This is a genomic window from Blautia faecicola (assembly GCF_004123145.1).
Taxonomy (GTDB): Bacteria; Bacillota; Clostridia; order Lachnospirales; family Lachnospiraceae; genus Oliverpabstia; species Oliverpabstia faecicola.
This window is the reverse complement of the sequence record NZ_SDKC01000001.1, coordinates 1,990,934-2,010,265: the sequence shown is the minus strand read 5'-3', so window position 1 is coordinate 2,010,265 and position 19,332 is coordinate 1,990,934. Positions and strand designations below refer to the sequence as shown.

20 protein-coding genes are annotated in these 19,332 nt (G+C 38.1%); 17 read left to right on the top strand and 3 right to left on the bottom strand.

Annotated elements, in window-relative coordinates; all coding sequences use genetic code 11:
- Positions 1-126: 126 nt before the first annotated feature.
- Positions 127-1,212 (bottom strand): helix-turn-helix domain-containing protein, encoded by a 1,086-nt coding sequence (locus tag ETP43_RS08980; RefSeq protein ID WP_129257815.1) that lies wholly within the window; start codon positions 1,210-1,212, stop codon positions 127-129.
- 284 nt (positions 1,213-1,496) lie between these two features.
- On the opposite strand from ETP43_RS08980, the gene ETP43_RS08975 reads away from it, so the two are divergent.
- The 9 genes from ETP43_RS08975 to ETP43_RS08940 all read left to right on the top strand — a co-directional run bounded on the left by ETP43_RS08975 (position 1,497) and on the right by ETP43_RS08940 (position 10,860).
- On the top strand, positions 1,497-2,657 hold the full coding sequence (locus tag ETP43_RS08975) for a hypothetical protein (RefSeq protein WP_129257814.1): 1,161 nt from the start codon (positions 1,497-1,499) through the stop codon (positions 2,655-2,657).
- Positions 2,614-2,808, top strand: coding sequence for an IS66 family insertion sequence element accessory protein TnpA (tnpA, locus tag ETP43_RS18770; RefSeq protein WP_129257813.1), 195 nt, complete (start codon positions 2,614-2,616; stop codon positions 2,806-2,808). The genes ETP43_RS08975 and tnpA overlap by 44 nt, the downstream gene beginning before the upstream one ends.
- Positions 2,809-2,861: 53 nt before the next feature.
- Positions 2,862-3,716 carry an ISAs1 family transposase gene (locus tag ETP43_RS08965; RefSeq protein ID WP_243114240.1) on the top strand — a complete coding sequence of 285 codons (855 nt, stop codon included), beginning with the start codon at positions 2,862-2,864 and terminating at the stop codon, positions 3,714-3,716.
- A gap of 461 nt (positions 3,717-4,177) precedes the next feature.
- Positions 4,178-4,312 carry a hypothetical protein gene (locus ETP43_RS17920; RefSeq protein ID WP_279222152.1) on the top strand — a complete coding sequence of 45 codons (135 nt, stop codon included), beginning with the start codon at positions 4,178-4,180 and terminating at the stop codon, positions 4,310-4,312.
- Between the two features lie 228 nt (positions 4,313-4,540).
- The gene (locus tag ETP43_RS08960) at positions 4,541-5,461 is read left to right on the top strand and encodes a hypothetical protein (protein WP_022171407.1); all 921 of its coding nucleotides are present in this window, start codon (positions 4,541-4,543) and stop codon (positions 5,459-5,461) included.
- A 1-nt stretch (position 5,462) separates the two neighbouring features.
- Positions 5,463-6,497 carry a DUF3696 domain-containing protein gene (locus ETP43_RS08955; protein WP_129257812.1) on the top strand — a complete coding sequence of 345 codons (1,035 nt, stop codon included), beginning with the start codon at positions 5,463-5,465 and terminating at the stop codon, positions 6,495-6,497.
- Between the two features lies 1 nt (position 6,498).
- Entirely contained in the window at positions 6,499-7,353 is an 855-nt protein-coding gene (locus tag ETP43_RS08950) for a hypothetical protein (RefSeq protein ID WP_129257811.1), read from the top strand.
- Positions 7,354-7,534: 181 nt separating this feature from the next.
- Positions 7,535-8,974: a hypothetical protein gene (locus ETP43_RS08945; RefSeq protein WP_129257810.1), complete on the top strand. Its 1,440-nt coding sequence runs from the start codon at positions 7,535-7,537 to the stop codon at positions 8,972-8,974.
- 167 nt (positions 8,975-9,141) lie between these two features.
- Entirely contained in the window at positions 9,142-10,860 is a 1,719-nt protein-coding gene (locus ETP43_RS08940) for an AAA family ATPase (protein ID WP_129257809.1), read from the top strand.
- A gap of 295 nt (positions 10,861-11,155) precedes the next feature.
- Here the strand turns inward: ETP43_RS08940 and ETP43_RS08935 are convergent, their stop codons facing one another.
- Together ETP43_RS08935 and ETP43_RS08930 are read right to left on the bottom strand one after the other, a co-directional pair.
- Positions 11,156-12,400 (bottom strand): IS256 family transposase, encoded by a 1,245-nt coding sequence (locus tag ETP43_RS08935; RefSeq protein WP_129257808.1) that lies wholly within the window; start codon positions 12,398-12,400, stop codon positions 11,156-11,158.
- Between the two features lie 133 nt (positions 12,401-12,533).
- Positions 12,534-12,902, bottom strand: coding sequence for a metal-dependent transcriptional regulator (locus ETP43_RS08930; protein WP_129257807.1), 369 nt, complete (start codon positions 12,900-12,902; stop codon positions 12,534-12,536).
- Positions 12,903-13,229: 327 nt separating this feature from the next.
- Between ETP43_RS08930 and ETP43_RS08925 the strand changes: the two genes are divergently transcribed.
- The 8 genes from ETP43_RS08925 to ETP43_RS08895 all read left to right on the top strand — a co-directional run bounded on the left by ETP43_RS08925 (position 13,230) and on the right by ETP43_RS08895 (position 19,289).
- Entirely contained in the window at positions 13,230-13,442 is a 213-nt protein-coding gene (locus ETP43_RS08925) for a FeoA family protein (protein WP_022173024.1), read from the top strand.
- Positions 13,443-13,476: 34 nt separating this feature from the next.
- Positions 13,477-13,698: a FeoA family protein gene (locus ETP43_RS08920; RefSeq protein WP_022173023.1), complete on the top strand. Its 222-nt coding sequence runs from the start codon at positions 13,477-13,479 to the stop codon at positions 13,696-13,698.
- 105 nt (positions 13,699-13,803) lie between these two features.
- Positions 13,804-15,945 (top strand): ferrous iron transport protein B, encoded by a 2,142-nt coding sequence (feoB, locus tag ETP43_RS08915; RefSeq protein WP_129257806.1) that lies wholly within the window; start codon positions 13,804-13,806, stop codon positions 15,943-15,945.
- A 38-nt stretch (positions 15,946-15,983) separates the two neighbouring features.
- Positions 15,984-16,124, top strand: a complete 141-nt coding sequence (locus ETP43_RS08910; protein WP_022173021.1) for a FeoB-associated Cys-rich membrane protein — start codon at positions 15,984-15,986, stop codon at positions 16,122-16,124.
- A gap of 28 nt (positions 16,125-16,152) precedes the next feature.
- Positions 16,153-16,578, top strand: coding sequence for a Fur family transcriptional regulator (locus tag ETP43_RS08905; RefSeq protein WP_129257805.1), 426 nt, complete (start codon positions 16,153-16,155; stop codon positions 16,576-16,578).
- A 94-nt stretch (positions 16,579-16,672) separates the two neighbouring features.
- Positions 16,673-16,762: a DUF6783 domain-containing protein gene (locus ETP43_RS18430; RefSeq protein ID WP_334295517.1), complete on the top strand. Its 90-nt coding sequence runs from the start codon at positions 16,673-16,675 to the stop codon at positions 16,760-16,762.
- Between the two features lie 96 nt (positions 16,763-16,858).
- Complete coding sequence (locus ETP43_RS08900) at positions 16,859-17,185, top strand: DUF6110 family protein (RefSeq protein ID WP_118567676.1); 327 nt, start codon at positions 16,859-16,861, stop codon at positions 17,183-17,185.
- A gap of 28 nt (positions 17,186-17,213) precedes the next feature.
- On the top strand, positions 17,214-19,289 hold the full coding sequence (locus ETP43_RS08895; RefSeq protein ID WP_129257804.1) for a heavy metal translocating P-type ATPase: 2,076 nt from the start codon (positions 17,214-17,216) through the stop codon (positions 19,287-19,289).
- Positions 19,290-19,332 lie beyond the last annotated feature (43 nt).

Here is a 19,332-nt window from a genome sequence, read left to right as displayed (position 1 = left end):
GAAAGTACACATGCTCATGTAGTAAATCACCATAAAAACAATGCAAGCTTTTCAGTTAACTATCAATTATGAGGTTCCCCTTATGGATAGACTTTTACGAGACGACCTTGGTCGTCTCGTATTTCTTTACACATTTCTTTTTCCACATATATATTCAAAAGTGAATTCGTTAGTTTTACTACTAACTTTACTGTATTTTGGAGAAACAGAGGAATCTCGAAGAATACCAATTCCTTTGGTTTTGATATCTGAGGTTAAGGAGATATTTTTCAGGTTGGATTCTTCGAGTAGATAATATTCTTCAGGAACAGTGAGACTTTTAAAGTTCTCCAGAAACTCAGAAATAGGTTGGTTGTTCTCATATCGTTTCTGCAAGTTATCAAGCTCGGTTTTAGAAATCAGTATTTTGGAACTGTTTAAACGGAGCTGTCCTTTTACAAATTCTAAGTCAGAAGTATCATCTCCCATTATATTAAGCGGTTTTTGAGAGATTAAGATTCGTTGTACGACAGGTAGGCGATTTCCACCGCTGGAAGTAGAAGATATTGTTCCCATGCGACATTCCAAAGACTGATTAAAAAGAAACATATGCTTAAAATTCAGAAAACAGATTTCCCCGATATCGGTATTAGTAAGAAGACAGTAACAGGATCCCATAGTCAGAGAAATAATAAGTTCTCCTGAATAACATTTTTTAATAGGTTTATTATTAGAATCAGTCTTTCCGGTGTCCAATGTCATTTTTGCCTTGCAAAAAGAAGAGGTCTTTGTATCAAAGGAAAGTGTGCCGGTCAATAAAAAAGATTCAGAAGAAATAGTAGAATACAGATACATATAGAAGGATTTATCTTTGTATCCGTTAAACGCAGGATGATTCTTATCCCGAATAAAAATCTGTTCATTGAGAAACTGTTCATTTATAATACCATTTTCTGTGTACGGTTCAAAATCGAAAGAAGATAAATCGGAAGAGAGATCTTTATTAATAGCTATAAGATCCTCCGGAGCTATTTTTAATGCTGTACATATTTTGAAAATATGCTGCAACGTTAATTTCATTTCGCCCTTTAACAATTTAGAAAGAGAGGACTGCCCTATATTGCTGAGATTCGCCAGGTCTGATTGCTTTATTTGTTTTTGTTCCATTATAGAAAGGATTCGTTTGATAACAAGCTGATCATATACTTCAGGTTTTAATGCTTGGGTGTTCATATGGATGCTCCTTTTCGATGAAATATTGACTATATAATAACATAACTATTTGAAAAAATGAAATGATAACATTAAAAAAGAAGAAAACAAATTGACAAATTCAAAAAATAGAAAAATATATACGAAATTTTCAATAACAGAAATTTCTTAAAAAGATAATAAAGATAAAAATAATAGAAATTCCATAAAATGTTGAAATGATTGTAAAAATATGCTAATCTATAAATAAATTTAATGAGAACGTTTCAGAAGCAAGAGTTTTAGGAAGTAGAGGAAGGATATCTATGAAGAACGAAAAAGCAGAGAAGTGGGTAAATATAATAAGTACATTTGGGGGTATAATAGCAATTTTAGGGGTCATTTTCAATAAAGAGACAATAATGATATATCCGGAGTATCGGAAGAAAATTGTGTTCTTGGGAATTGTATGGATAGTTAGTGGCATTCTGAGAGTTGTTTGGAAAAAAGGGGTAGATGGTGGAAAATTCAATGCTTACATAAGAAGGAATAAGTTGGAACATTATATTTATGCTATAATTATAATTTTAAATAGTGTGGTATTGGCAACGATTTTTATAGAGTGGCTTAAATATTCTATTTATCCACCAGCTTTAAAAATTACTGAAAGTGATATGTTCTATACAGTAGTATATGCATACGAAGAAGAGGAAAAAGTCCTTTATCCTAAGGTTTATGAGATTGGAAAGAATGAAGAAAACCCGACCGCATATATGGAATTTATGATTACAAACGAAATAAACCAGAGTGTTTCAATTGAAAGTATTAAGATGAATATTTTAAATTATAAATATGAAAAAAATCTCTTTATGTTTGCAAGAAGCGTAAATGCGGGAGGCGATGGAGAACTTTCAGACCATGTGTATCACACGAAGCTGGATACAGACAAAAGGTATAAAAAAATGGACTATTGTGGGGATTATACTTTAGATGATATTGATGAGAATTATGTGTTTGAGCCAGTGTTGAGTCATGTGAGTATTAATGGGAATGAGACGGATTTTTTTGATATTACATTTAGCACTGAAAATTCAGGAATTTATACGTTTGAAATAGAGATAAATTATGTTGTTAATGGTGAAAGGCGTTCTCAAAAAACAAGGACATATCAATTGTATTTTCCGACTGCATCTGAAATAAATAGTCAGGGAAGTTTTGATTTGCTAGATCAATCATCGGAAGAGGCAGGTTATTTATATGAGCGGACAAAAAATGATTATGCTCATCCAATAGTGCTTTCACGTAAAATGGACGAATGTGTAAGAACATTAAAAGATTTATATAGTGTAGCAGAACCACCTGTAGCTGCAACAGGAGATTCTGCACAGATTCAAGGAGGATATGATCTGAAAGATTTTGAAGGTTACTATTATTTTGGCGTAGATGAGGAAACTGGTAACGGAATGTCGACAGAGTGGCTTGACTGATGCTGCATGGTGTCATGAACATGGGATATCTCCGAGCTGTTTTTATAAGACGATTATCCGGTTAAGAAAAAGGGCATGTCAGATACCTGACCACATAGGAAAAGTAAGTTGGAAGCATTTCGGCAGGCACGGCAAACGCATGAGTAAATAAATTGTAAACAACGCCTCTTTTCTGATAAAATAAAAGAAAAGGGGTGTTGTTATATGCAGGAATTGTTGGAATGGATGGAGTATATCGAAGATACGCGTCAACAAAGAAAAGTTAGACATACATTAAAAGATATTCTTGTTATCGTATTGTTTGCAACACTTGCAAATGCAGATGATTGGGTAGAGATGGCAGTGTTTGCAGATTATTATCAGGACTATCTTAGAAAGTATATTGAACTAAAAAATGGGCCACCATCACATGATACAATTCGCCGTGTGATGGGAATGATTTCCCCTGAGATTCTCCAGCAACTTTATGGGAAATGGCAAGAACGTTTAAATCAGAATGATGGAGAATTATTGAAAAAAATCATTTGTATTGATGGGAAAACTATACGATCAAACAAACGCAAAGAGGAAAAAGCGGCTCATATTGTTTCGGCATGGAGCAAAGAGGGCGGATATTGTCTTGGACAAAAGGCTGTTGAAGAAAAAAGTAATGAGATTACAGCGATTCCGGAATTGTTGGATAAGATCCAGATAAGAGGCAAGATTGTAACGATAGACGCTATGGGAACACAAACGGTAATCGCGGAAAAAATAAAGAAAAAACGGGCAGATTACGTATTGGCACTCAAGAAAAATCAAAGCTGTATGTATGAAGAGATAAGAGAATATTTCTCGGATGAAGAGTTTTTAAAAGTAATTCAAACCGAAGGAAATCACAGAAAAACCCAGGAAAAAGCACATGGACAAATAGAAATACGTGAGTACTATCAAACGGAAGATATTAAATGGTTAAACCAAAAGAAAAATTGGAAAGGGCTGAAAAGCATTGTCATGGAAAAGAAAAGATTTGTAATTAGCTTGCGACCAATTCAATTTTTAGAAGAACTTCTAGAAGTTTAAAAAAGGCATTAGAGAAAGAAAATAGAAAAATAATCATTCATGCGTTTGTCGTGTTCGGCAGGCTATAGTATTTGACAAAACATAACTTTTAGGGTATGATAATCGTAAGCATTTTATATTTCTATTTTCTTTACGGCAATCAGTTGTATCTATTTTATTCAAACCGCATTCGCGGACTTAGAAATTTCCAATGCAGAATTAAATAAGAAAAGAGCGGAGGAGGATTCTGAGGAAGCGAAGCAGAGGATCCTTCTCTCAAAAGTCAGGAAGATTTGTTATGGGTAATGTAAAGGTAGCAGATGCTTATAAAGATTGATTATTTCGGATGATCTTTAATGACAAAAAGAAATTATTAGAATTTTATAATAGAATGAATGGGTCGGAGTATAAAGATGCCAGTGAACTACAGGTGGCGACACTTGAGAAGGCGATCTATTTAGCGATGAAAAATGATGTGGCTTATGGCTGATTTTCTGAAGAGAAACAGGGCGGAGGTTGTAAAAATGTGTCTTTATGAATATGACGAAGAAAAACAGCGAGAGTTCGACAGGGAAGAGGGCAGGATGGAACTGCTGAAGCAATTATCTCTGCAATAACCATAGCAAAATAATATTGGAATTGAAAGATCAGTTATAGTTACAGTTTGTAAAGAAAGTGACAGAGAAATAGAGGTTGATTCATTAGTATAGAAAAATATTCATTGGTGCAGAAGGAAAAAGAGGTTACAGAAAAGTTCATGGTCCTCCAAATGTATGAATTGACGGTGATAAGAGGAGTAGAGTATACTAAATAATAAAACAAAGCTTATATATGGGTGAAATTGAATGTATAATAATGAACGAGTAAGAATTGATATAAGAAAATATAGCTTAGACGAGATGGTTTATCGATATAGTCAAAATAAGATTTTATTTTGTAATCATAGATATGGATGGACAAAAGGGAATCCGAAGGAAAAATTAAAAGAAACGGTGAAAGCTCTGGCAAGGGGGATACCATTTCCGTCTGTATATGCATCAGAATTACAGACGGGTGAATTGCTGATATTAGATAAAAGTGAAAAATTTAGAATTTTATTAGAACAATTAAACTATGAAAATCTCGACAGGGATATTATGGACAGATATATGCTTAAAGATGTTTTGTACTCTCAGATAATTATTTATGTGATTGACTATATGAACCCTAAATATATGCATATGGAAGTTGGAGAATTTATTGAGGAATGGCAGCCATCTCAGGAACAGTCTGTACGTAACATTCTGTATAAAGAAGATAAAATGGAAATATTAGCAGAATTTGTAAAACAAATTAAGAATACGAGAACTTCCGAATTGCTCTTACAGTATTATTTTATATATTTCATAATGGCTGCGTTTATTAAATCGAGAGGATTGCATATATACGAAAATATTGATAAATACCAATTGTTAGAAAAGGTAATAAAGCAGTTTCACTATTTAACAACTGTAGAGTGGAACAATTTGTATAATGAATTTGAAGATGCATACAGATTGATGCATCAAAAATTTGTAAAAGGATATAGATACAAGATGCATTCAACGGAAACCAGAATGAAAATTTTGTGTTTTTTGTATTTATGTAATGGCTTTCGTCAGCAGGTAGAAGATTATGGCGATGAGTCGATATTTCAAATAAAGATAAAAAAGGTATTGGAATCATGCGATATGAGTTATGAAAGCATTATGAAAACTGCTGATATTTTAGAACGAGGTAGATTTTAACATGTTAAGAAAAATAGAGATAAATAATTTTAAATCATTTGAACATGCAGAATTTGATTTGAAAAACTTTACATTACTGGCGGGCAGAAATTCTATGGGAAAGACAAGTGTTATCCAGGCGATTTTTGCTATGATTCAAAACGGGAAAAATCCATTTCGTGGTGAGTATATGAATATCGGAAAAGTACAGGAGGTAAAAAATGCAATAACCGGAAATGGTGATATAGAATTTAAGATTTGTTATAAGACGAGTGAAAAAGAAATAGAAGCATCAAAGGTGATAACAAAAGAAGGAGTTAGTGAGTCAGGGGAAATAGACAAATTAATAAATGTAATATATTGTTCTTCGGATAGAATAGGCATTGAAGATACCTATAAAAAGTATTTAGGGGACAAGATTATAATTGGAAAGAATTGCGAGTATGTATTTCATTATTTAAATGCTCATGATGAAGACCAGATGGATCCTGACAGGGATTTTGTATATGATGTGGAGTCTTCTAAGTTGACATTTGGAGGACAGGTAAGCTATTGGCTGGATAGAATTATGGGATATCGCGTTAAAGCAAGAGAGATAGAACAAACAGAATTTATACAGGTATTGTATAGCAACGATAAGGTACCATTTGAAATGCGCCCGAAGAATGTAGGTACAGGTGTGACATACATTACGGAGCTTATCATTGCAGCTTTGGCGTGTAAAGCTAATGATTTATTGGTGATAGAAAATCCTGAGATTCATCTGCATCCGTCAGGTCAATCGGAATTGGTGGAATTTCTTGCCTTTTTGGCACAATGTGGAGTACAGATTATTGTAGAGACTCATAGTGATCATATCTACAATGGAATAAGAAAAAGTATTCGTTTGGATCAGATAGACGATGATAAAGTAAGCATATATTCTTTTGAACAGGATGAAAGAGGATGCAGTATTCCAATAAGTATACCAATCAATGCGAATGGTAAGGCATTGAAAAATGCGGAAGGTTTTTTTGATCAGATAAATAAAGATTTAGACGTAATTTTAGGGTGGTAATATGGAATTTTTGCTAAATGAAAAGTCTTTATGTGGTCAATTTCAGAATGTCAGCTCTTTTTTATATGCAACAAAATCTATTGTCAGATGTATAAAGCTGATTCATGAAAATACGGATATCCCTATATATAAGACTATGAATTTTTATAATTGTAATGTGACAAAAGATGAAACTTTATGTGATTTGAAATGTTATGGGCTTACAGATGAATTGTTGCGTTTTAAATCAAGTTTGGATAGGGAAATATATGAAAAACCCTACTGGGATCAAGAACCTGTACATGATGTGTCACAAAAGTTCTTTTGGAATGAAGAGGATGTATCAGCTACATCTTTAGCGGAGGCTGCGGTAAAAGAAGGTTCGTTATTATCCTTTGATTTGGAACCATTCAATGATAAAAAACTAACAATTTTGAGCGGCGATACAAATTACATAGTTGATTCGGTGAATACACCGAAGTATCTGGTACAAAATTATAATACTTACTTGAATGTAAATCGAAAAAAATTACTTCAAATAATTTTTGAAAATACCAGAATAGATTGTAGTACAATAGAAGATAAATATGGTGCGGATATTCTTGAAAGAGAAGAATTTGATGGTCTTATAAAATCGTTAAAAAAATTCGTAGAGCATGAGTCCTGGGAAAGTATTGCCTTGGATGATGGGTTGGAATACAAAAAATACACACCAAAAAATGACGAAAAAAACTGGTTTAGAGGATTAAAATACTCAGGACAGACGATTATGAAATTTCGATTTAGTAGTAAAATGAGGTGTTTTGGTTATCGGAAAGAGAATAAGTTTATGGTATTAAGATTAGAAAGAGACCACAGCATAAGTGAGAACGGATAATCTTGTAAGAAACCGTACCTTCTAAGAATATAGGATCACATATGGACAATGGATTCTTGCGAAAAAGGATTGGTCAGTTAAGAAACTGATTAATCCTTTTTCTTACAAGCAGAAACGTAAATGTCAGACCGCTCTTTTAATCTAAAGCTATAAGCGCTCGGAAAGGGAGATTAATATAAATATGAGTAAAGTATTTGCGGTTAATGAAATTGATGCACAGCAGACAATAGACAGGTTTGTTTCGGAAAATTTTCCGGAGAGCTATGCAATATTTTCGCAGTATGGGAATCGTAGTCAGACAAAGACAGAACGATTTACCACAGTACCATTCATGATGCTGAACGGAAGTATGCAATGGAAGGTTCCGCTGAAAGCAGCTACAATGGGGGATTTCCTGAAAACATTTGAGATACAGAACCATGAGACTGTTACAGTAGAAAATGTATCGTATGCTGTCGGAGATGAAACAGATCGTCAGGAATTGCTGAAAGTGTTTTCGGGATTTTACCGGGAATGTATAAGAAAATGGGAACCAAAGGGAAGGCACCTGGATTACAGATATTTTAAGCGTTTTATACTTTCGAAAGGGGTATATGTTTCGGATGTACTGCATGCTATTTGGATAAAAGACAGTTACACAGTTCATGAGTGTTCGGGAATTTTTCAAATTTCTCCCAAACATGCAAAGATGTTGCTGCAGGCAGCAGGATATCAGAAAAGAACCTGCGAAACATATTTCTGGTGTGATTATGCGAGAAAAGCGGCAATTGAAGAGTGTGTAGAAAAAGCGTTTAGTGTGCTGAGAGATTTGCCGAATGTGGCGAAAGCAAAGATGCATATAGTGAACTGGTTGGGAAATCAAATTACAAGTTTTGGAGATCGGGTGGCTGATCGTGGTCGGAGAATGACTTATATGACGGCTCCGAATCGTGTTTGGAAGGAACCGGCGTATAGTGAGAGAAAATATAAAAGAGAAAAGTTCTTTTCTGTTATCTGTCTGACGGTGATGATTGGTTTTTCGTTTGCTGTGATTGGACTTTTTATAAAACAATTCCAGACTTTGCAGCAACAAGGGGCGCCGGGAGCAGATTTTGGAACATTGTATGGATTTTACGGAAGTATCGTAGGTTCGGTTATTGCGGGATTGGTAACGATTTTTACTACATATCTGATCATTAAGAGAAGTTATAAAGTAGATAATCATCAGGAACGAATGGGTGCCCTTCCTCATTTTCGACTGAATACGGTTCCTGTAGAAGAAGATCGAATAGAGATGATGGAAAAACTGGAACAGACAGCCCCATGTTATATCCGGGATTGTGGTCCGGAAAGTATAGTGCTGGCAGTGGAAAATGTCGGCAAAGATGAAGCGTTTGACGTAACTGTGATGGGGTACGGTTTGGATGATGGATGCATGATAACAAGTATGCACGTAGGGGAGAAAAAATACCTGATGTTTGAATACAGACCCTATTCTAAAATAAAGATACAATATGGGGATATCTATGGAAACAGATATTACCAGGAATTTGATCCGGAGGGGAATGAGGGTAAGATCTGGTTCAACGCCAGAATTCCGGAATTAGTGCTTCGGACAGATCGGGTGAGGTATCAGCAATAATTGAGCAGACTGATAGCATATGAATGTAAAGATGAAAGGTGTCAGATAACATAAACACACCGAAACTTTTTTGATATGTTACAATGAGGTTGTATGTTTGGCTTTTTTATTATAGAATGTTAAAAAGTTATACAGTGAATAAAACTTTGAAAAGGAGAAAGTGGAGTATGGATACAACATTGAAATTACCGGTTGGTATCGAAGATTTTCAGGAAATCCGTCGACTCGGCTTTTACTATATTGATAAAACAAAACTGATTGAACAGCTCCTTGAGCAATGGGGAAAAGTCAATCTTTTTACAAGACCGCGACGCTTTGGAAAAACCTTAAATATGAGTATGCTCCGCTGTTTTTTTGAAATTGGAACAGATAAGACTTTATTTGATAATCTTTATATTTCAAAAAGAAAAGATTTTTGCGAAGAATATATGGGAAAGTTCCCGATTGTATTTTTGACGATGAAAGGTGTAGAGGGAAACACATTTGAAAAAGCAAAAGCAAAGCTGAGTAAATTAGTTGCGCTGGAAGCAGAACGCTTTTGCTTTTTGAAGAATAGTGACAGATTGACAGACAATGAAAAAGAAAGATACAAGGCGTTAATTCGGATAAAAGATGGAAAATATTCGATGGATGAAGAAACACTGGAATCAGCTTTGCAGACATTGTCAGAACTGTTATTTCGGCATTATGGACAGAAGACGATTATTTTGATCGATGAGTACGATGTACCATTGGATAAGGCATACCAAAATGGTTATTATCGAGAAATGGTATCATTGATTCGAGCTCTTTTTGGAGATGCGTTGAAAACGAATAATTTTTTACAGTTTTCTGTTTTAACAGGGTGTTTGAGAGTTTCAAAAGAAAGTATTTTTACAGGTCTAAATAATTTTAAGGTACTTTCTATTACAGATGCCCGTTTTGATGAACAGTTTGGATTTACAGAAAATGAAGTTGAAAATTTGCTGAAAGCGTATGGGATGGCCTCGCATCTTGAAGAAACGAAGGAATGGTATGATGGTTATCGATTCGGAGATGCAGATATTTTCTGCCCTTGGGATGTTATTAATCATGTGGACAGACTGTGCAAAGAACCGGATGCAAAACCACAGTCGTACTGGTTGAATACGAGCAGCAATGAACTTGTAAAATGTTTTATTGATAAGGCAAATAAAACAACGCGGGATGAAATTGAGCGTCTGATTGCAGGAGAGCCGATGGAGAAATTTATTCGGTTAGAATTAACATACGATGAAATTGATACCAGTATTGATAATTTATGGAGTGTTTTGTTTACAACAGGATATTTGACGCAGGCAGGGGTAACTGAAACCGGAGCATATAAGCTGATGATTCCTAATAGAGAGGTCAGAGAAGTATATAAATTGCAGATTCAGGAATGGTTCAGGGAAAATATATTAAGGAATACGGAAAACCTAACAGCATTCTGGAAAGCTGTGGAAGAAGGAAATACAGAATGCATAGAGAACTATCTGAATAGGACACTCAGTAATACGATTAGTGTTTTTGACACGAAAGCACCGGATGCAGAGAAAGAAAATTCTTATCATACATTTTTAGCTGGACTTTTGGCAGGAAATTCCAACTGGCTGGTAAGATCAAATGTAGAAGCGGGTGAAGGATTTGCGGATATTATTATTGAACCGGAAGATCCGGATGCAGGGATTATTTTTGAGTTGAAGCATGCAAGGGTAGCCTCTGGTTTGAATAAATCCTGTGAGAATGCGATTACACAGATACGGAATCGAAGATATGAGGAATATTTAAAAAATGATGGAAGAAATAAAATAGTATTATATGGTATAGCATTTTATAAGAAAAGATGTAAGGTTGTTGTTGAGAGAATCAATGGAGAAAGAGATTGATGAATGGTTTAATTCTACACGAGAAGAATAAATTTTAGATGATACAAAATAAAATAATCCAGACAGATGAAAACATTCAAGCTTGTCTGGATTGTTTTATTTGATGGTAAAGTAAAAATAAGGACGGTGTGAAATTTTTTCTGTAAATTCAGATCTTCTATGATAATTGATGCGGCTTAACAGCAGATTTCTGTGTTAAGCCGTTGTTTATTTAATAGCAAAAAGAAGCTGATATGTCAAGAGCGCCCAGAGAATTCTGGGCGTATATTTACTCTTGATATTCCGGCTTTTATTGCTATATCTGCATTCTGTCCGGGTACATGATTTCGAGTTCACCACGGACTTTGCCCCAATTACGGATTGGCATTGTCCATTTTTTGGCTATTTCAAAAGTCCCCAGGTATAGTGCTTTCAACAGTGCCTGTGAACTCGGAAATACGCTTCTCTGCTTGTTTAGCCTGCGATAGCATGAATTCAACGATTCAATGGCATTTGTAGTATAAAACGCAGTACGAACCTCTTTGGAAAATTTAAAAATCGGGGAGATTGCGTCCCAGTTATCATGCCAGCGGTTCATGGCACTCGGATATTGTCCCGACCATTTTTCGGTAACGGTCTTTAACTGTTTTCTGGCAGCTTCTTCATCGGCAGCTGTATAGATTGTTTTTAAGTCTTTAGCAAAAGACTTCATATCCTTGTTTGCAACGTATTTGAGTGTATTTCTCACCATATGCACTATGCAGCGCTGTTGTTCCGTTTCAGGAAATGCGGCAGAGATTGCATCCTTGATTCCTGTCAGTCCATCAGAGCAGAGAATAAGAATGTCCTGAACGCCTCGATTTTTCAGACTATTCAGCACTGACAGCCAATACTTGCTGCTTTCATTTTCACCTACAACAATGCTTAATACTTCTTTCATTCCGTCTTCGTTAATTCCAAGGACGACATATGCAGCAAGCTTTCTGATCACACCATCGTCACGCACAGAAAAATGTACAGCATCAATAAAAACGATTGGATATACCGCTGACAATGGGCGAGTTTGCCATTCTTCTATTCTGGGAAGAAGCTTATCTGTGATATCGGATACCATTCCTTCACTGACTTCAAAACCATAAATATCCTCTATCGTTTCTGAAATCTGTCGTGTGGTCATTCCTTTTGCATACATCGAAATGATCTTGTCATCGATGGAAGAGATGTCTTTCTGGCGTTTTGGAAGCACCTGCGGCTCAAAGGAACTCTGGCGATCCTGAGGAACATTGACCTCAAATTCACCATATTTGCTTCGAACGGTCTTAGGCTTGGTTCCATTGCGATAGTTAGGCTCGCCGGATCTTTCATAACGATCATAGCCAAGATGATTATCCATTTCTGTTTCAAGCATATCTTGGATTGTTCCGGACAGAAGATCCTTTAATGCCTCCTGGATATCGTCAGCAGACTGGATATCATACTCTTGGAGCAATCCCTGAATCAGATTTCTCTTTCCTTCAGTCATTGGTTTTGGTTTGTAAACTTCTTTTTTTCTGTTTGCCATAATAAAAGGCCTCCTATGATTTTAATATTTTATCATAGAAGACCTTTATATTGTTTAATTTACAGAATTTTTTTCACAGGCTCAAAATAAGAATCAGTATAAATAGATAAATCTACAAAGCGTATATTTGCACTTACGACAGCACACCCACATGCTTCTTAATAGCCTCAAAACTCTCCTTACTGATCACATGCTCCATCTTACAAGCATCTTCCGTTGCAATCTCTTCCGGTACACCCAGATGCATCAGCCAGGAAGACAGCAGCTCGTGCCGCTCGTAAATCATCTCTGCAATCTCTCTCCCGGATTCAGTAAGATATATGAATCCAGCATCGGTGACTGTAATATGCTGATGTTCTCTCAGGTGCTTCATTGCCACACTTACACTGGATTTTTTATAACCTAATTCAGTGGCGATATCTACGGAACGAACAACTGGAAGTTTTTTACTCAGTATCAGAATCGTCTCCAGATAATTTTCTGCTGATTCATTTTTTGCCATAATACAAACCCCCTTCATGTACAATTCCACTATAAATAAGTAAATCAAAACTAATCCACCCGATCAATTGTTGATATACAAAATAATAAAAGCAACTATCCAGAAAACTTATCTGAAACTTCCAAATACCGGATAGCTACTCATTAAGTATATGTAAGTATACCACAAATATTACAATATTACAACCGAGTAAACTGCATTTTTCTGTCGGAAATCAATTAATGAAAAAAATTTCCAATTAGTACTTGACATCTAATAGCTATTAGCATATACTAACCCCAGTAAGGAACAAAATCATTGTGTTCACATTGAAGAAAAGAGGTTGATATGATGCCGTTATCTATGGTAAAACCAGGAGAAACTAACACAATCAAAAAAGTTGGCGGAAAAGAAGAAACAAGAAAATTCCTTGAGAATCTTGGATTCGTAACTGGAGGAGAGGTTACGGTCGTGTCTGAAATCGAAGGAAACCTGATTGTGAATGTAAAAGATTCACGTGTGGCAATCGGAAAAGACATGGCAAACCGCATCATGGTATAAGCAGGCGGATTATCAAGGAAAGAGGGAGAATGTTATGAAAACTCTGAAAGAGATTGCTGTTGGACAGACAGTCACAGTAAAGAGATTGCATGGTGAAGGCCCTGTAAAAAGAAGAATCATGGACATGGGTATCACCAAAGGCGTAAGTGTATATGTACGCAAAGTTGCACCGTTAGGTGATCCGGTGGAAGTAACCGTAAGAGGGTATGAATTATCTCTTCGTAAAGCCGATGCCGAAATGATTGAGGTTGAATAATTTTTTTGCCTGTGCGTTAGCGAAAGCTAATAAAAGATAGCGCAGACCAAAAATTAGTAGGAATGTATAACAACATTTCAACAAATAAGAAAAAGGAGCAAAAAAATGTCAGTTAAAATTGCATTAGCAGGTAATCCTAACTGCGGTAAGACAACATTGTTTAATGCGCTGACCGGTTCCAATCAGTTTGTAGGTAACTGGCCGGGCGTAACGGTGGAGAAAAAAGAAGGTAAGTTAAAAGGTCATAAAGATGTGACTATCATGGACTTACCGGGTATCTATTCCCTGTCTCCATACACTCTGGAAGAAGTCGTAGCCAGAAACTATCTGATCAATGAAAGACCAGATGCGATCATCAACATCGTAGATGGTACCAACATCGAACGTAACCTGTATCTGTCCACACAGATCATGGAACTGGGTATTCCGGTTGTTATGGCTGTCAACATGATGGACCTGGTAGAAAAAGCGGGTGACAAGATACATACTGACAAACTGAGCAAACTGTTAGGATGCGAGGTTGTGGAAATATCCGCACTGAAAGGCACCGGAATCCAGAAAGCAGCTGAGAAAGCAATAAGTCTTGCAGAGAGAAAGAACGAAGTCACACCGGTACATGAGTTCGACAGTAAAGTGGAAGATGCGATCACGGCTGTAGGAACCATGCTTGGCACGGATATCCCGGAAGCACAGAAGAGATTCTTTGCGATCAAACTTCTGGAGAAGGATGACAAGATCAAAGAACAGATGAAATCTGTTCCGGATGTATCCGCTGAGATCAAAACTCTGGAAGATGCATTCGATGATGATACCGAAAGTATTATCACAAATGAAAGATATGTATATATCTCCTCTATTATCGGAAAATGCGTAACAAAAGGTCAGAAGGGCGGAATGACCGTATCCGATAAGATCGACCGTATCGTAACTAACCGTTGGCTGGCACTGCCAATCTTCGCAGTAGTTATGTTTATTGTTTACTATGTATCTATTACAACAGTAGGTGGATTCCTGACAGACTGGACAAACGATGTTCTGTTCGGTGATATCATTCCTCCGGCAATTGAGAAAGCGCTGGTAGCTGTGAACTGTGCTGACTGGTTACAGGGACTGATCCTTGATGGTATCGTAGCCGGTGTTGGTGCTGTACTTGGTTTCGTACCGCAGATGCTGGTACTGTTTATCTTCCTGGCATTCCTGGAAGGTTGTGGATACATGGCCCGTGTAGCATTCATCATGGACCGTATCTTCCGTAAATTCGGTCTTTCCGGAAAATCTTTCATCCCGATGCTGATCGGTTCCGGTTGTGGTGTTCCTGGTATCATGGCATCCCGTACCATCGAGAGCGACAGAGACCGTAAGATGACAATCATGACAACCACCTTTGTTCCTTGTGGAGCAAAACTGCCGATCATTGCCCTGATCGCAGGTGCATTCTTTAATAACGCAGGATGGGTAGCATGGAGTGCTTACTTTGTAGGTGTTGCTGCTATTATCTGCTCTGGTATTATCTTAAAGAAAACAAAAATGTTCTCCGGAGAACCTGCTCCGTTCGTTATGGAGCTGCCGGCTTACCATATGCCAACAGTTGGAAACGTACTGAGAAGTATGTGGGAGCGTGGATGGTCCTTCATCAAAAAAGCAGGTACCATCATCCTGTTATCTACCATCATTCTGTGGTTCCTGATGAGCTTCGGATGGGTAGACGGAAAATTCGGTATGCTGGATGCAGAACAGTTAAATGACAGTATTCTGGCATCCATCGGCAACGTGATCGCTCCGATCTTTGCTCCTCTTGGCTGGACAAAAGCCGGTGAAGGATGGAAGATGGCAGTTGCAGCAATCACCGGTCTGATCGCAAAAGAAAACGTAGTAGCTACCTTCGGTATGCTGTTCGGTTTTGCAGAAGTTGCAGAAAATGGTTCTGAGATCTGGGGCAACCTGGCACAGGTTATGACTCCGATCGCAGCATACGGATTCCTGGTATTCAACCTGTTATGTGCACCTTGCTTCGCAGCAATGGGAGCTATCAAACGTGAGATGAATAATGCAAAATGGTTCTGGTTCGCTATCGGATATCAGTGTGGTCTTGCTTATATCGTATCTCTGTGTATCTATCAGTTTGGTAACCTGTTTACCGGTGGTGGATTCGGACTGTGGACAGTAGTTGCGGTTGTACTGCTGATTGCATTCCTGTATATGCTGTTCAGACCTTATAAAGAAAGTAAATCATTGAAAGTTGCGTAAGAAAAGTCTGATCTGACTTTAAGAAAGGAGACCTTTGCATGGGAACAGTAGTTGTTGGCGCGGTTCTGGTTGGTGTGGTAGCACTTATCGTCCGCAGTATGGTAAAAGATAAAAAGAACGGAAAATCACTGCAGTGCGGTGGTGACTGCTCACATTGCGGAGGACATTGCAGCCATTAAAGGTACTATTTGGAGGTGTTGACATTAATTGCAGAAAGAGCCAAAGAGTATCATAATTTCAAAATTAAGAGAGCGTGGCTGCCGGATCACCCGGCAGCGGCGCATCATCCTTGATATTATTCTGGATGAGGACTGCTCTTGTTGCAAGGAGATTTATTACAAAGCCTGCAAACAAGATCCCAGTATCGGGGCCGCAACCGTGTACCGCATGGTGAATACATTAGAAGAAATCGGAGTGATCAACCGGAAAAACATGTATAAGTTTACCGGTAATGCTGATGATGAAGAGATGGAATGTGTTCCGTATTGCAGAATGGAACTGGATGATGGCACGGTACTTCAGCTTTCCGACAGAAAGTTTCGTCAGGTATTAACCTGTGGACTGGAGAGCTGCGGTTATATGACTGGAAAAAGAATCGTAAAGTATACGAATAATCCCGGACAGGCTTCCTAGAGCGTGTCTGAAAAAGGCTTTTCGTGAGCTGTGAGTCCCAGTTTGTGGGAGATTTTATCCGAATGAGGGCGGCGTAGCGGGCTACGGCAACCGAATAAGGGTAAAATATACCGCAAAGTGGGGCTTACAGATTGCGAAAATGATTTTTCAAACACGCTCTAGCCCCTCCGGGATTTCTTTTTGAGAAAAAATCTCAATTAGAAAAAAGTTCTTGCGAAATTATCGCGGGGCGATATAATAGTAGGTAAACAAATTTGATAAACACAAAGGAGATAATATTATGACAAACATTTTTAAAAATTTCGATGCAAAAAAAACTGGTATTTTCGCAGGTGGTGTACTGTTCGGTACAGCAGGAATCAAGATTCTGGCAAGTGATGATGCGAAAAAATTCTATGCAAACTGCACAGCAGCTGTTCTGCGTGCAAAATCCTGTGTCATGAAAGTTGTAACATCTGTTCAGGAAAATGCAGAAGATATCTACGCAGAAGCTCAGCAGATCAACGAAGAGCGTGAAGCAAAAGCAGCAGTTGTAGAAGATGAAGAAGTAACAGAAACAGCTGAAGAAACAGAAGAGACTGAAGAAGAAGACTTTACAGAAGCATAATTAACTTGCACAAGGACAGTGTTATTCTATGAAATTTATAATTAAACATGAAATTAAAGGACGTATGCGTGTCCATCTTCTTCAGAATCGTATGACATTTGGACAGGCGGATACGTTACTGTATTATCTGAGCAGCCAGAAACTGGTAACAGGCGTAAAAGTCCGGGAGAAAACACAGGATGCCACGATTAATTTTGTAGGTGACCGTGAAGAAGTGATCCGGGCACTGAAGGCATTCCACTATGAGACTGCCAAAGTGCCGGAAGTATATCTGAAGAATTCCGGTCGTGAACTACAGAATGAATATTGGGAAAAACTGGTAAATAAAGTGGTCATGCGTATGGGAAGCAAGATGTTCCTTCCTGTATCGGTGCGTTCTGTGATCACAGCGATCAAATCAGTGAAATATCTGTGGCATGGCGTGCGGACACTTGCAAAAGGAAAACTGGAAGTTCCGGTTCTGGATGCAACAGCAATCGGCGTATCGATCTTCCGCGGTGACTTTGAGACCGCAGGTTCCACGATGTTCCTTCTGGGAATCGGTGAAATTCTCGAAGAGTGGACTCATAAAAAATCAGTGGATGATCTGGCAAGAAGCATGTCACTGCATGTATCCAAAGTATGGATGGTAAAAGACGGTCAGGAGATCCTGGTTCCGGCAGATCAGATCCAGGCAGGAGACGAGATTGTTGTCCATATGGGTAATGTCATTCCGTTCGATGGCGTGGTAACGGCCGGAGATGCAATGGTAAATCAGGCATCCCTGACAGGTGAGTCTGTTCCGGTACAGAAAAATGCACAGAAGTATGCGTATGCGGGAACTGTTGTGGAAGAAGGCGAACTGACCATCTGTGTCAAAGAAGTAAATGGCGGAAGTAAGTTTGAAAAGATCGTTACAATGATCGAAGAATCTGAAAAACTGAAATCCAACGTAGAAGGAAAAGCAGAACATCTGGCAGACCGTCTGGTTCCATATACACTGGCAGGTACCGGTCTGACCTATCTGATCACACGCAATGTTACCAAGACACTGGCGGTACTGATGGTAGATTTCTCCTGTGCACTGAAACTGGCGATGCCGATCAGCGTACTTTCTGCGATCCGTGAAGCAAGCCTTTATGATATTACCGTAAAAGGCGGCAAATTCCTGGAGGCAATTGCAGAGGCAGATACCATTGTATTTGATAAGACAGGTACACTGACAAAAGCAGAGCCGACGGTTGCAAAAATCGAAACATTCTGCGACCGTTCCGAAGAAGACCTGCTTCGTATTGCAGCCTGCCTGGAAGAGCATTTTCCTCATTCTATGGCAAAGGCTGTTGTTGATGCTGCCAAAAAACGGAATATTTCCCATGAAGAGATGCATTCAAAAGTAGAATACATCGTTGCACATGGAATTTCCACAACGATCAATGGACATAAAGTAATCATCGGTAGTGCTCATTTTGTCTTTGAAGATGAACACTGTGTGATCCCGGAAGGTATGGAAGAAAAATTCGCGGCACTGCCGGAAGAATATTCTCATCTGTATCTGGCAATTGAAGGGGAACTGGCTGCGGTTATCTGCATTCATGACCCGATTCGTTCGGAAGCATCTGCAGTGATCAATTCTCTGAAACGTACCGGTATCAGCAAAGTAGTTATGATGACCGGTGACAGTGAGCGTACTGCAAAAGCAGTAGCAGCACAGATCGGTGTTGACGAGTATTACTCTGAGGTACTGCCGGAAGATAAAGCCGGATTTGTAGAGCGTGAAAAAGCAGCGGGACGAAAAGTCATCATGATCGGTGACGGTATCAATGATTCACCGGCGCTGTCTGCCGCAGATGTCGGAATCGCAATCAGTGACGGTGCGGAGATTGCCCGTGAGATCGCAGATGTGACAATTGGTGCAGATAATCTTTACGAAATTGTTACATTAAAAGCAATCAGTAACGGACTGATGAAACGGATTCATAAGAACTACCGTTCGATCATTTTGGTCAATGCCGGACTGATCGCACTTGGTGTAACCGGTATGATCCAGCCGACGACATCTGCACTGCTGCATAACACTTCTACTCTGGTTATCGGACTGAAGAGTATGCAGAATCTGATTGATTAAGTGCAAAAAAGCCTGTAAATAAAGGGAATTTTCTAAAAAAGAG

What these genes read in the sequence shown, in the direction of transcription:
- feoB (WP_129257806.1), top strand. Translation starts at nt 13,804, where the DNA reads ATGTCAGTTAAAATTGCATTAGCAGGTAATCCTAACTGCGGTAAGACA.
- ETP43_RS08980 (WP_129257815.1), bottom strand. Translation starts at nt 1,212, where the DNA reads ATGAACACCCAAGCATTAAAACCTGAAGTATATGATCAGCTTGTTATC.
- ETP43_RS08910 (WP_022173021.1), top strand. Translation starts at nt 15,984, where the DNA reads ATGGGAACAGTAGTTGTTGGCGCGGTTCTGGTTGGTGTGGTAGCACTT.
- ETP43_RS08945 (WP_129257810.1), top strand. Translation starts at nt 7,535, where the DNA reads ATGAGTAAAGTATTTGCGGTTAATGAAATTGATGCACAGCAGACAATA.
- tnpA (WP_129257813.1), top strand. Translation starts at nt 2,614, where the DNA reads ATGAGGAAACTGGTAACGGAATGTCGACAGAGTGGCTTGACTGATGCT.
- ETP43_RS08950 (WP_129257811.1), top strand. Translation starts at nt 6,499, where the DNA reads ATGGAATTTTTGCTAAATGAAAAGTCTTTATGTGGTCAATTTCAGAAT.
- ETP43_RS08940 (WP_129257809.1), top strand. Translation starts at nt 9,142, where the DNA reads ATGGATACAACATTGAAATTACCGGTTGGTATCGAAGATTTTCAGGAA.
- ETP43_RS08930 (WP_129257807.1), bottom strand. Translation starts at nt 12,902, where the DNA reads ATGGCAAAAAATGAATCAGCAGAAAATTATCTGGAGACGATTCTGATA.
- ETP43_RS08925 (WP_022173024.1), top strand. Translation starts at nt 13,230, where the DNA reads ATGATGCCGTTATCTATGGTAAAACCAGGAGAAACTAACACAATCAAA.
- ETP43_RS08975 (WP_129257814.1), top strand. Translation starts at nt 1,497, where the DNA reads ATGAAGAACGAAAAAGCAGAGAAGTGGGTAAATATAATAAGTACATTT.
- ETP43_RS08920 (WP_022173023.1), top strand. Translation starts at nt 13,477, where the DNA reads ATGAAAACTCTGAAAGAGATTGCTGTTGGACAGACAGTCACAGTAAAG.
- ETP43_RS08895 (WP_129257804.1), top strand. Translation starts at nt 17,214, where the DNA reads ATGAAATTTATAATTAAACATGAAATTAAAGGACGTATGCGTGTCCAT.
- ETP43_RS17920 (WP_279222152.1), top strand. Translation starts at nt 4,178, where the DNA reads ATGGCTGATTTTCTGAAGAGAAACAGGGCGGAGGTTGTAAAAATGTGT.
- ETP43_RS08960 (WP_022171407.1), top strand. Translation starts at nt 4,541, where the DNA reads ATGTATAATAATGAACGAGTAAGAATTGATATAAGAAAATATAGCTTA.
- ETP43_RS08965 (WP_243114240.1), top strand. Translation starts at nt 2,862, where the DNA reads ATGCAGGAATTGTTGGAATGGATGGAGTATATCGAAGATACGCGTCAA.
- ETP43_RS08935 (WP_129257808.1), bottom strand. Translation starts at nt 12,400, where the DNA reads ATGGCAAACAGAAAAAAAGAAGTTTACAAACCAAAACCAATGACTGAA.
- ETP43_RS08955 (WP_129257812.1), top strand. Translation starts at nt 5,463, where the DNA reads ATGTTAAGAAAAATAGAGATAAATAATTTTAAATCATTTGAACATGCA.
- ETP43_RS08900 (WP_118567676.1), top strand. Translation starts at nt 16,859, where the DNA reads ATGACAAACATTTTTAAAAATTTCGATGCAAAAAAAACTGGTATTTTC.